Annotated in this window: 11 protein-coding genes and 2 pseudogenes; 11 read left to right on the forward strand and 2 right to left on the reverse strand. The window is 68.1% G+C overall.

The features are described 5' to 3' along the window. Positions 1-25 precede the first annotated feature (25 nt). From ABT114_RS40580 to ABT114_RS40595, 4 genes and pseudogenes are all read left to right on the forward strand, one after another. The gene (locus tag ABT114_RS40580; RefSeq protein WP_095851855.1) at positions 26-181 is read left to right on the forward strand and encodes a DUF6131 family protein; all 156 of its coding nucleotides are present in this window, start codon (positions 26-28) and stop codon (positions 179-181) included. A gap of 85 nt (positions 182-266) precedes the next feature. Then, positions 267-659, forward strand: a complete 393-nt coding sequence (locus tag ABT114_RS40585; protein ID WP_351149388.1) for a hypothetical protein — start codon at positions 267-269, stop codon at positions 657-659. A gap of 603 nt (positions 660-1262) precedes the next feature. Next, on the forward strand, positions 1263-1433 hold the full coding sequence (locus ABT114_RS40590; protein WP_351149390.1) for a hypothetical protein: 171 nt from the start codon (positions 1263-1265) through the stop codon (positions 1431-1433). Between the two features lie 64 nt (positions 1434-1497). After that, a pseudogene (locus tag ABT114_RS40595) lies at positions 1498-1889 on the forward strand (FAD-dependent oxidoreductase); the annotation flags it as partial. Positions 1890-1977: 88 nt separating this feature from the next. On the opposite strand, the pseudogene ABT114_RS40600 reads toward ABT114_RS40595, so the two are convergent. Continuing rightward, positions 1978-2139: pseudogene (locus ABT114_RS40600) on the reverse strand (pirin family protein); the annotation flags it as partial. Between the two features lie 388 nt (positions 2140-2527). Here ABT114_RS40600 and ABT114_RS40605 point away from each other — a divergent pair. Genes ABT114_RS40605 through ABT114_RS40620 form a run of 4 tightly spaced genes read left to right on the forward strand, consistent with a single transcriptional unit; the run spans position 2528 to position 5607 of the window. Continuing rightward, the gene (locus ABT114_RS40605; protein ID WP_351149392.1) at positions 2528-3115 is read left to right on the forward strand and encodes an isochorismatase family protein; all 588 of its coding nucleotides are present in this window, start codon (positions 2528-2530) and stop codon (positions 3113-3115) included. Between the two features lie 47 nt (positions 3116-3162). Beyond that, the gene (locus tag ABT114_RS40610; RefSeq protein ID WP_351149395.1) at positions 3163-4260 is read left to right on the forward strand and encodes an LLM class flavin-dependent oxidoreductase; all 1098 of its coding nucleotides are present in this window, start codon (positions 3163-3165) and stop codon (positions 4258-4260) included. Next, positions 4257-4907: an FMN reductase gene (locus ABT114_RS40615; RefSeq protein ID WP_351149398.1), complete on the forward strand. Its 651-nt coding sequence runs from the start codon at positions 4257-4259 to the stop codon at positions 4905-4907. Before ABT114_RS40610 ends, ABT114_RS40615 begins: the two co-directional genes overlap by 4 nt. Positions 4908-4956: 49 nt before the next feature. Continuing rightward, positions 4957-5607: a TetR/AcrR family transcriptional regulator gene (locus tag ABT114_RS40620; RefSeq protein WP_351149401.1), complete on the forward strand. Its 651-nt coding sequence runs from the start codon at positions 4957-4959 to the stop codon at positions 5605-5607. A 618-nt stretch (positions 5608-6225) separates the two neighbouring features. On the opposite strand, the gene ABT114_RS40625 is transcribed toward ABT114_RS40620, so the two are convergent. Continuing rightward, entirely contained in the window at positions 6226-6567 is a 342-nt protein-coding gene (locus ABT114_RS40625; protein WP_351149404.1) for a hypothetical protein, read from the reverse strand. A gap of 196 nt (positions 6568-6763) precedes the next feature. Between ABT114_RS40625 and ABT114_RS40630 the strand changes: the two genes are divergently transcribed. The 3 genes from ABT114_RS40630 to kdpA all read left to right on the forward strand — a co-directional run bounded on the left by ABT114_RS40630 (position 6764) and on the right by kdpA (position 11339). Then, the gene (locus tag ABT114_RS40630) at positions 6764-7708 is read left to right on the forward strand and encodes an RNA polymerase sigma-70 factor (protein WP_351149406.1); all 945 of its coding nucleotides are present in this window, start codon (positions 6764-6766) and stop codon (positions 7706-7708) included. A 102-nt stretch (positions 7709-7810) separates the two neighbouring features. Beyond that, positions 7811-9007: an NAD(P)/FAD-dependent oxidoreductase gene (locus ABT114_RS40635; RefSeq protein WP_351149409.1), complete on the forward strand. Its 1197-nt coding sequence runs from the start codon at positions 7811-7813 to the stop codon at positions 9005-9007. Positions 9008-9674: 667 nt separating this feature from the next. Continuing rightward, positions 9675-11339, forward strand: a complete 1665-nt coding sequence (gene kdpA / locus ABT114_RS40640) for a potassium-transporting ATPase subunit KdpA (RefSeq protein WP_351149412.1) — start codon at positions 9675-9677, stop codon at positions 11337-11339. The last annotated feature ends 10 nt before the right edge of the window (positions 11340-11349 follow it).

Genomic DNA, 11349 nt, shown 5'->3' on the forward strand with positions numbered 1-11349 from the left:
CATCACAGCAAAATCGGAGGACACCATGATCGTCCTCGGCATCATTCTGCTTGTCATCGGCCTCGTCGCCGGAATCAGCATCCTGTGGACCATCGGCGTGATCCTCGTCGTCATCGGAGTCGTCCTGTGGATTGTGGGCGCCCTCGGCCACGGCGTCGGCGGACGCAAGCACTATTGGTAGCAATCGCATCGGCACAGGGAGCTCCGCAATCCGTAGATGCTCACACAGTCCGTACTCAGTGCAGGAAAGGAAGGCAGGCCAGGCCATGGCCAAGGAGCCGAAGTCATCCCAGCCCCCGCACGGTGAGGGCCCCAGCCGGCACAAGGGCACCCACCAGCACGGCTGGTCTCCGGACGTCGACGAGACCCGCCAACAGGACAACCCGAGCGCCCAGCGCTCATTCCACCCCGACCAGCAAGCTCCCGACAAGGGCCCCGGGCGCACAGTCTCCAAAGAGGAGGCCGGTAATCCGCACGGCAGGCCCGTGAAGAGCACGAGCCACCGCGGAGAAGAACAGAGCAAGGCCCGCAGTGACGAGAAGGGCATGCACGACACCGGCCCCAAGGGCCGCTCCCAACGTCCCAGCGGAACCAAAGACGCATCCGCCACCACTGGCGTCGACCCTCAGGACCCTCCCGGCAACCGCCGGGCCCGCTGACCTTCGCGCCCAGTCGCTCGCCGAGGCCTACGACATCCCCTCGTGTACGACATCCCCTCGACCGCCGCGGCGCCGAGATGCTTTTCCACGCTCTGAGGGAGCATGCGGAGAAGAACAGTATCGCGACGCCTCCAACGAGGCGTTTACGAAAGCGCACATGTTCCGGCGAACCTCTGCCAGGCGGCACCGAAATTTCACAGGTTCCGGCTTCAGTGCTTATCAGCAATGTTGAGGAAGGAAAGTGCTCTGGCATGATGCGCCGCGTAAAGCGGTTCAGAGAGGACGATGCCGCGTAGGCGGCCGTCGCACCTCTGATCCGCGGCCCGCCGGCCTCGATGGCCGTGAGGGACGTTGGCTGCTGTGCTTGCTTGCTGTACGGCTTGAGCCGCACGGCGCGCACGGACGAAATTCTTGCGACTGGCCAGGAGCTGCGGATCAGGTACTCCTCTACCACAAAGCACCGACAGAACGCACCGGCGGTGAGTGTCTCACTGCTTCGGGACAAAGTGATCACTCCGTAGGGCGCGGCGCATAAAACACCGCCTGCTCAGGGTTTTGCCCCCGTCTCAAGGGCACTCGGCCAGTGAGCGCGGAGGTACTGAGATGAGTGCTGGAGAGAAAGCCAAGGCAAAGGCCGAACAGGTCGTCGGAAAGACCGTGCGAAAGGCGGCCCACGCGGCGCACAAGGATGTCCTCGCAGCAAAGGGCGCCGCTCTCGAAGCGCGGGGCATGATGCGGGGCGCGAAAGAGAGGTCCAAGGAGTTCAAGCGCTGACAATGTCATGACATTGAGTCACCAGGTCGCCTGGCACTGAACCGTTGATAAGGAAACGACAAGGCCGTCCAGTGACCTCACCGTCGACGTTGCCGTGGTCGGCGCCTGCATCGCCGGACTCAGAACGGCCTGGGAGCTGGTCCGGCAGGGACTCGAGGTCGCGGCGCTGGAGGACGACCGCATCGCCGCGGGTCACCGACCACACGACGGCCGAACTGACCGCCCTGCACACCTTGGTCTATGACCACCTGCGCCGAGGACCCGCGACGCACCGGCGTGCTGCGGGCGGAGGCCGACGCCGCACGCGAGGCGGGACTGCCGGCCGAGTTCGTCACCGAGACCGAACTGCCCTTCGCGATCGTCGGCGCGGTCCGGGTGAGCGGCCAGGCCCAGTCCCATCCCCGCAAGTACCTCCGGGCGCTCACCGACGACCTGCGCCGACGCGGCGGCGCGGTGTGACCGAGCTCCGCCGAGACCTGGTCACAGATGCCATCACTCGCACGTCGCGTTCCGGCCCAAGTCGATCACCACACGTATCCGCAGGTCAACGCACCCGACCCCGTGGCTTCAGCGGTACCAGCGGGACTTCGGGAGCGGGCAGTGGGGCGCCGTCGTAGCCGTGTACTGCGCCGAAGCGAGTCCCCTACATCCAGTCTTTCCGGGCCTCCTCGATGTCCTGCTGCGAACAGCCGATGAAGTTCCACCACCTATCCAGCCTGCGGCTGCGGGTCGGTCACGCCACCGACCCACCCGACATCGTCATCAGCCGGGGTGTGCAGCTCCATCCCCTCGGCCTCCTCGGCCTGGAACCTACGCATCCCCGCTGCCCAGAGAACCTGAACGAGCTACCCGCGAAGAACGGAGCCAGCCATTGAGGAACAACAAGGTGGCCGACCAATAGTGGCTGTGCGTGGCACCCGATGGGGCGGGAACCAGATCGCCTTTGGGATGGGGAATAGATCCCAGGTGGCGTACGCTAACCCTATCGCTTGGTCGACCAAGCAATCGCAAGGATCGCGATCACGGATCACCGACCGGTCCGCACCACATCAGCACAGCACGCCACAATCCGCTCCCCCGGAAGAGGCCCCCTCATGACTGCTCAGCCGTTCACCGCCGACAACACCGCGATGCTCCTGATCGACCACCAGGTCGGCACCATGGGATGGGTCACCTCCATCTCCTGCGACGAGATGAAGGCCAACGCCCTCGCCCTCGCCAAGACCGCCAAGGCCCTCGACATCCCCCTGGTCCTGACCTCCTCCATGGAGGAGTACGCCCAGGGTCCCCTCCTCGCCGAGCTCGCCGACATCGCACCCGAGGAGTTCGCCGCCCGCATCCAGCGCCAGGGCGTCGTCAACGCCTTCGACGACGAGCACTTCGCCGCCGCCGTCAAGGCCACCGGCCGCACCAACCTCATCATCGCCGGCGTCACCAACGACGTCTGCACCGTCTACCCCACCCTCAGCGCCCTCGCCACCGGCAACCAGGTCCAGGTCGTCGCCGACGCCGGCGGCTCCCCCTCCAAGATCGCCGACGACACCGCCATCCGCCGCATGGACAAGGCCGGCGCCACCATCACCTCCACCAACCAGCTCCTCGCCGAACTCGCCCAGAACTGGACCACCGAAAACGGCAGCAAGATCATCAACATCCTCATGGAAATCCTCCCCAAGAAGTAACCACCCCCCAGCACCACCGCAACACTTCTCTTGCCCGGGAGGGCTCCATGCAGTTCGGCATTTTCAGCATCGGTGACGTCACGACCGACCCCGCCACGGGCAGGACCCGGACCGAGCACGAGCGGCTCAAGGCGATGGTCGCGACCGCGGTCAAGGCCGAAGAGGTCGGCTTCGACGTCTTCGCGACCGGCGAGCACCACAACCCGCCGTTCGTCGCCTCCTCACCGACCACCCTGCTCAGCCATATCGCCGCCCGGACCGACCGGATCATCCTGTCGACGTCGACCACGCTGATCACCACCAACGACCCGGTGAAGATCGCCGAGGACTACGCGGTGCTCCAGCACCTCGCCGACGGACGCGTGGACCTGATGATGGGCCGCGGCAACACCGGCCCGGTCTACCCCTGGTTCGGCAAGGACATCCGCCAGGGCATCCCGCTCGCCATCGAGAACTACGCGCTGCTGCACCGGCTGTGGCGCGAGGAGGTCGTCGACTGGGAGGGCCGCTTCCGCACTCCCCTCCAGGGGTTCACCTCGACGCCGCGCCCGCTGGACGGCATCCCGCCGTTCGTGTGGCACGGCTCCGTCCGCAGCCCCGAGATCGCCGAACAGGCCGCCTACTACGGCGACGGCTTCTTCGTGAACAACCTCTTCGGACCCATGAACCACTTCACGAAGCTGATCAACCTCTACCGCGAGCGTTACGCCCACTACGGCCACGGCACCCAGGAGCAGGCCATCGTCGGAGCCGGCGGCCATGTCTTCGTACGCAAGAACTCCCAGGACGCCATACGCGAGTACCGCCCCTACTTCGACAACTCCCCCGTCTACGGCGGTGGCCCGTCGATGGAGCAGTACATGGCGCAGACCTCGCTCACCGTCGGCAGCCCACAGGAGGTCATCGACAAGACGCTGACTTTCCGCGAGTACTTCGGCGACTACCAGCGCCAACTGTTCAACATCGACATGGCCGGCCTGCCGCTGAAGACCGTCCTCGAACAGCTCGACCTGCTCGGCGAGGAGGTCCTCCCCACACTGCGCAAGGAGATGGACTCCGCACACCCCAGCCAGGTTCCCGAGGCCCCCACCCACGCCTCCCTGCTCGCCCAGCGCACCGCGCACGCCGAGGAGACGGACAAGTGAGCGAGAACACCAGTCAGCCGCTGCATCTCACGGTCGTATCGGCCGGCCTGAGCGTCCCCTCGTCCACCCGCCTGCTGGCCGACCGCCTCACCGAGGCAGTCCGCAAGCAACTGACCGACGCGGGGCACGATGTCGAGATACAGGTCGTCGAACTGCGCGACCTGGCCGCCGACATCGCCAACAACCTGGTCACCGGCTTCCCCTCACCCACCCTGGCGGAAGCCGTGGAGGCGGTCACCTCGGCGGACGGTCTCATCGCCGTCACTCCGGTCTTCACGGCCTCGTACAGCGGGCTCTTCAAGTCGTTCTTCGACGTCATCGACAACGACGCCCTCACCGGAAAGACCGTGCTGGCCGCGGCGACCGGCGGAACGGCACGGCACTCGCTCGCCCTGGAGCACGCACTGCGTCCGCTCTTCGCCTACCTGCGCGCGGTCGTCGTCCCCACAGCGGTGTACGCGGCCTCCGAGGACTGGGGTGGCAACGGCGATCCCCTGACCGACACGCTGCCCAACCGAATCGTCCGCGCGGCCGACGAACTGGCCGGACTGATGCGCGGGCGCGCGGGGGCTGCCGCCCGAGCGACCGACAACACCACCGTCATACCGTTCGCACAGCAACTGGACGCACTGCGACCCGCGAGGTAGTCGCCTCTCCTTCAGCGAACCGTCGAACCGTCACGTAGAGGAAAGACATATGAGTTCGCGTACTCCAACCCGTCTGCCACCGCTGAAAACAGTCGTGTCGGCCGGGCGGTCGGCGCAGACCGGCCGGCCGATACGCGCCGACGCCGTGCGCAACCGCGCGCGCCTGCTGGAGGCCGCAGCCCGCCTGGTGGCCAAGGACGGCGTCGCGCACGTCACCATGGACGCGGTCGCGCGTGCCGCCTCAGTGGGCAAGGGCACCGTCTTCCGGCACTTCGGCGACCGGTCCAGGCTGCTGATGGCACTGCTCGACCACGCCGAGCAGGCCTACCAGGCGTCCTTCCTCACCGGCCCGCCGCCGCTCGGCGCGGGCGCCCCCGCCATCGAGCGGCTGGAGGCCTTCGGCGTGGCCACGATCAGGTACCTACTGGCTCACCGGGAGCTCACTCTCGCGGCCGACCCGCCACCCGACCGCCGCTTCTCCGCGCCGCCCCTCAACGTCCGCCGCGCCCACATCCTCACTTTGCTGCGTGAGACTGGCGCTGGAGGCGACGTGGAACTGCTCGCCGAATCACTCCTGGCCTACCTCGACATGGCCCTCCTCAACCACCTCGTACATCAATGCGGCATACCGCAGGAGCGCGTGGAGGCCGGTTGGCGGGACCTGCTGAAGATCGTGAAGGGCTCATGTGACGGCGTTTGAAGGCGTTGGTCAGGGCGAGGCCGACCCTATGAGTCAGAACACGCCTGCGAGCCTTGAAACCAATTGGCGGGCTTCCAACACAACGGAGTTCCGACCTGAGTTCCTGCCCCCATGTTGCCGACTCAACGCGTGAGTTCTGCAGCTTCTCGGCGATCGTCGTTACGGTCGGCACAAGCTCGTCGTCGGTAAAGTTGGCCAGCTCATATTCATCTTCACCCCGGACACGAATTTTGACCAGGGAGTCAAGTTCATCCTGGCCAACGTCAGTGTCCTGGTCTGCACGGACGCCGCAGCGGTCGATGACGCCGTTGCACGGTGCGCAGAGCGTTACGGACGTACGCCGACCCCGGATCCTGAACGGGTCGGCATTCGGATTTCCATCGAACGGACGATGGGGCGGACCGCTCCTCCGCGCCCGCCGGTGGCCTCAAGCCCTTCGGCGAAGTGCAGCCGCACGGACCGAGCGCGGGTGCCTGCGCGCAAGCAGCCTAAAGCGTGTTGCAGAAGGCCGTGATTTTGCAGGGCCCGGTCATTGCTGTTCTGAACCAGGCTGGAGACGAACAGCGTGAGCAGGGCGCCTGAGACGGTACGGAGTAGGACGCACATGGTGGAAGCCCCTTACTTGGCCGAGCCGATGACAGCGAGCGAGGGCTGGAAGATCGCGGCGGTGGTGAGTGGGGCACCCGTGACGCGCTTGTTGAGGTGAGTGACCTCGTTGATGCTCAACAGCGGGACGGACCAGGCGACCGCCTCGTAGCGGGCCTGCGCTTCGACGATGTAGTTGGCGCGCTTGGTGGCGTGCGTCGTCTGCCGGGCCTTGGCGATGAGGTCGGCGGTCCTGGCGTCGTTCCAGCCGATCCAGTTGAACTGGCCGTGCGGCACCGGGCCAAGGGCGAGGTAGTCCAGTGGGTCGGCGGCGCTCAGGAAGCCCATGGTGAACAGGCCGCCAGCGAGGACCACGTCGCCGTCGGCCGGCAGACATCGGCCGCGAGGCCAGGGCCCGCCCCGGACCCGATGTCCAGGGCAGGCCGGCGTCGGTCACCCGGCTCCCGGTCACCGCGGTCCACTGCGTCCGGGAAGTTGAAGAGCACCGGTCGCGAAGCGCAAGGCCGCAATGCAGCGGCTGTCCCGTACCACGGAAGCTAGGATCCTGGTCATGGCCCTGACCATGAACGACGTAAACCGGTTCGAGGCCTCCAGGCCCCGCCTGGAGGCCATCGCCTACCGCCTCCTCGGCTCCGCGAGCGAAGCCGAGGACGCCGTGCAGGAGACGTTCCTGCGCTGGCAGGCCGCCGACGTCGACCACATCGAGGTCCCCGCGGCATGGCTGACGAAGGTTCTCACCAACCTGTGCCTCAACCAGCTCACCTCGGCCCGCGCGCGGCGCGAGACCTATGTGGGCCAATGGCTGCCCGAGCCGCTGCTCGCCGGGGACCCGATGCTCGGCCCTGCCGACACCGCCGAACAGCGCGAATCGGTCTCGTACGCGGTCCTCACGCTACTGGAGCGCCTCTCCCCCAACGAGCGGGCGGTGTACGTGCTGCGGGAGGCCTTCGACTACCCGCACCGGGAGATCGCCGAGATCCTCGACATCACCGAGGCCGCCAGCCAACAGATCTTCCACCGCGCCAAGAAGCACGTCGCGGAAGGCAAGGCCCGCACCGAGATCGACGAGGCCGCCGCCCAGCGGATCGTCGAGGAGTTCCTCGCGGCCGCCACCAGCGGCCGGACCGAGCCGCTCGTACGGCTGCTCACCCAGGACGCCGTCGCGATCGGCGACGGCGGCGGGAAGGTCCCGGCCCGCGCCAAGGCGTTCGAAGGTGCTCTCGCGGTCGCGAAGTTCATGCGGGGCCTGTTCAAACCCGGCACGGCCAAACGCGCCCTGGTCGGCGGCTCGCCCGAGATCCACGCCACGACCGCCAACGGCGACCCCGCGATCGTGGCGGTCCTCGACGGCCGGGTCATCGGCGTCATGTGCCTGCAGGTCACCGCCGAGGGCATCGCCGCGTCCCGCAACCAGGTCAACCCCGACAAGCTCGAACGCGCGACCCAGCGGTGGGCGGCCGCCGTCCACGGCGAACCCCTGCTCAACGCCTTCTGACCCTCCAGACCCTGATGTGAGGTGCTTCACATCGCGTTCCTGTCAGGAAACGGCGGGCCGCCCGGTTCAAGGGGCGAACCCGCTGAAGACAGGAGCTAGGACATGCAGCACCGCATCGTCGTCCTCGGAGCCGGATACGCCGGAGCCATCGCCGCCGGGCGCCTCGCCAAGCGGCTGCGCCGCGAAGATGTCGCCATCACTCTCGTCAACGCCGAGCCCGACTTCGTCGAGCGCGTCCGGATGCACCAGCTTGCGGTCGGCCAGCACCTCAAGTCCCGGCCCTTCACCGAGATGTTCGCGGGCACCGGCGTCGAACTGAGGCTCGCGAAGGTCACTGGCGTCGACGTCGACCGCAAGGCCGTCGCCGTCATCGACGCGAACGGCGCCGAAGAACTGGCGTACGACACCCTCGTGTACGCCCTCGGCAGCGGCTGGAACAACCAGGGCGTCCCCGGCACCGCCGAGCACGCCCACGAGATCGCCAGTCGCCCCGGAGCGCTCCGGCTGCGTGAGCGCCTGGCCCGCCTGGACGCCGGACAGCCCGTGGTCGTCGTCGGCGGCGGCCTCACCGGCCTGGAGGCCGCGACCGAGATCGCCGAGGCCCGCCCGGACCTCGATGTCGCCCTCGCCGCCCGCGGCGGCCTCGGCGACTGGCTCTCGCCCAAGGGCCGCCGGCACCTGCACAAGGTCTTCGACAAGCTCGGCATCACCGTGCACGAGCACGCCGCCGTCACCGGCGTCGAGGCCGACCGCATCACCACCGCCGACGGCACGTCCATCCCGGCCGCGGTCACCGTGTGGACCACCGGCTTCGCCGTCCACCCGATCGCCAAGGCCACCACCCTGGAGGCCGGCGACACAGGCCGGATCGTGGTCGACGGGACCATGCGCTCGCTCTCGCACCCGGATGTGTACGCCATCGGCGACGCGGCCATGGTGACGGGCCCCGGCGACAAGCCGCTGCGGATGTCGTGCGCCTCGGGCACCCCCACCGCGTGGCAGGCCGCCGACGCCATCGCGGCGCGCCTGACCGGCGGGAAGCTCCCGAACGTGCCGCTGCGCTACTTCAACCAGTGCATCTCGCTGGGCCGCAAGGAAGGCCTGATCCAGTACGTCACCGCCGACGACCGTGCCGTCCGGGCGGCTCTGACGGGACGGCTCGCCGCCGTCTACAAGGAGCTCATCTGCAAAGGCGCGGCCTGGGGCGTCGCCAACCCGACGGTCGGAATGCCGACCCGGCGCCACCGCGTCGTGCGGGAGCCGGCCCAGGCGGGCTCGGCAGTCAAGACGCCGGCCTGACTCACACAGCGCAACGGGCACCCTCGATGCGAAGGTGCCCGCTTCGCCGTCGGTCTGCGTAGCGACGATCGCCGCGTGGACGTCCTTCGCCGGGGCCCCCAGTCGTCGACGGCAACCTGGTCGTCGACGCAGATGCCCTTGAACCGGTGGCCCTCCTCGTCGGCGAAGTGGCCATGCAAGCGGAATCGTTCACCACGCCGACCGAAACGGCGATGAGGTCTACGGACGAAAGCCCCTGCGTTCATCACGAAAAGCCCCAGCCTCCCACGCAATCCGTACGCAACCGCGTACAAACACCTACGAGTTCGGACGAAACCGTCCAGCGCGGAGAGCACGAGGACGCCGGCGGGACCGGCGATCCTCTCGGCGGACGTTCCGCCGGACCTTTGGGGGCTGTCTGTCCGCCTCCAAGGCCCTGGCCGCGCGGCCAGGCAGCAGTCACGATCCGGGCGGGCTGAAGGTCACCAACATGGACGCCGTTGTCACCGCGATCCGCGACCGCAAGCGGCGAGGACACCATGCCCCTGTGGGGGAGGACTCTGACCGGCCTTCTCCGCTCGGTGCGGCCGCAGCAGTGGCCGAAGAATCTGTTGGTGTGCGCGGTGCCGCTGACCGCTGCCAGATTCGACCTGCCCACGGTGAACACGCGGCGTCCCGGCGGCGGGTGGTGACCGGAGTGTGGCCGGCGGCCTGGATCCAGGCATCGATCGTCCTCGCCGTGGTGGTCGGACTGCATGTCCCGCTCGGCGACTACATGGCCCGCGCCCTCGACGGCGGAAAGCACTGGCGGGGAGAGAAGACCCTCTACCGGGTCTGCGGAATCGACCCGGACAAAGAACAGACCTGGCGGCACTACCTAACCGCGCTGCTCGCCTTCTCGGTCATGAGTATCGCAGCGCTCTTCGCCCTCTTCACCCTGCAGGGCAGGCTGCCCTGGTCGACGGGGCACGAGGGCATGCCGTGGCGGCTCGCGTTGCACACGGCCGTGTCCTTCACGACCAACACCAGCTGGCAGAACTACGCGGGCGAGTCGACCACCGGACACCTCGCTGTCACGGCCGGCCTGGGCGTGCAGGCGTTCGCGTCGGCGGCGGTCGGCATCTGCGTGGCGCTCGCCCTGGTCCGGGGCCTGGTCCGGCGGTCCACCGACGACCCCGGCAACTTCTGGGTCGACCTGCTGCGGACCATCGTCCGCGTCCTGCTCCTGATGGCGGTCGTCGCCGGTCTGATCCTGATGGCGGGCGGTGTCATCCAGAGCCTCGGATCCGGACACACCATCACCACCGTCACGGGCGCCAAGCAGACGATCCCCGACGGGCCGGTCGGCTCCTGGGAACCCATCAAGCTGTTCACCGGCGACGGCGGCGGCGTCTTCAACGCCAACAGTGCCCACCCCTTCGAGAACCCGAGTGCCTGGACCAACGCCTTCGAGATCGTGCTGATGCTGCTGATCCCGACGGCCTGCGTCCGCATGTTCGGCCGGATGATCGGCAGCCTGAAGCAGGGCTGGACCCTGCTCACGGTCGTCGGCATCCTCTTCGGCCTGCTCCTCGCGGCCGGCGCCCTGGCCCAGTCCGCGCACACCGGCACGGTCACCCAGGCGGTCGGCGGCCAGTACGAGGGCACCGAGACCCGCTTCGGCATCCCCGGCTCCACACTGTTCGGCGTGAGCGCTACGGGTTCGGCGGACGGCGCGGCCAACGCCTCGTACGACAGCTTCTCCAGCCTGGGCGGCGGAGTGCTGCTGTCCGCGATGATGCTCGGCGAGATCGCCCCCGGCGGCACCGGCAGCGGGCTCTACGGCCTGATCATGGTCGTCCTGGTAGCCGTCTTCGTCGGCGGTCTGATGGTCGGCCGCACGCCCGAGTACCTGCGCAAGCGGATCGGGTTCGGGGAGATGCGCTGGGTCGTCGTGTACGCGCTGATCCCGCCCACGGTGATCCTGGCGTGCACCGGCATCGCGCTCGCCTTCGGCGACGGGCAGTGCTCGATGGGCAATCCGGGGGCGCACGGCCTGACCGAGCTGATCTACGCCTACACCAGCAACACCAACAGCAACGGCAGCGCGATGACGGGCTTCAACGGCGCCACCGACTTCCACAATCTACTGATGACGGTCGCCATGCTGGCCGGCCGCTACCTGCCGATGGTCTGCGTCCTGGCCCTGGCCGGGCGCCTCGCCAGGCAGCAGCCGGGCGTCGTCACGGTCGGCACGCTACGGGCCCAGGGCGTCGACTTCGTCGTCCTGGCCACGGCAGCGGCCGTCGTCCTGGCGCTGCTCAACTTCCTTCCGGCGCTGTCCCTCGGCGCCATCGCCGACGGACTGCTGTAGGCCGCGGGGA

This window comes from Streptomyces sp. NPDC002088, assembly GCF_040296605.1.
Classification (GTDB): domain Bacteria; phylum Actinomycetota; class Actinomycetes; order Streptomycetales; family Streptomycetaceae; genus Streptomyces.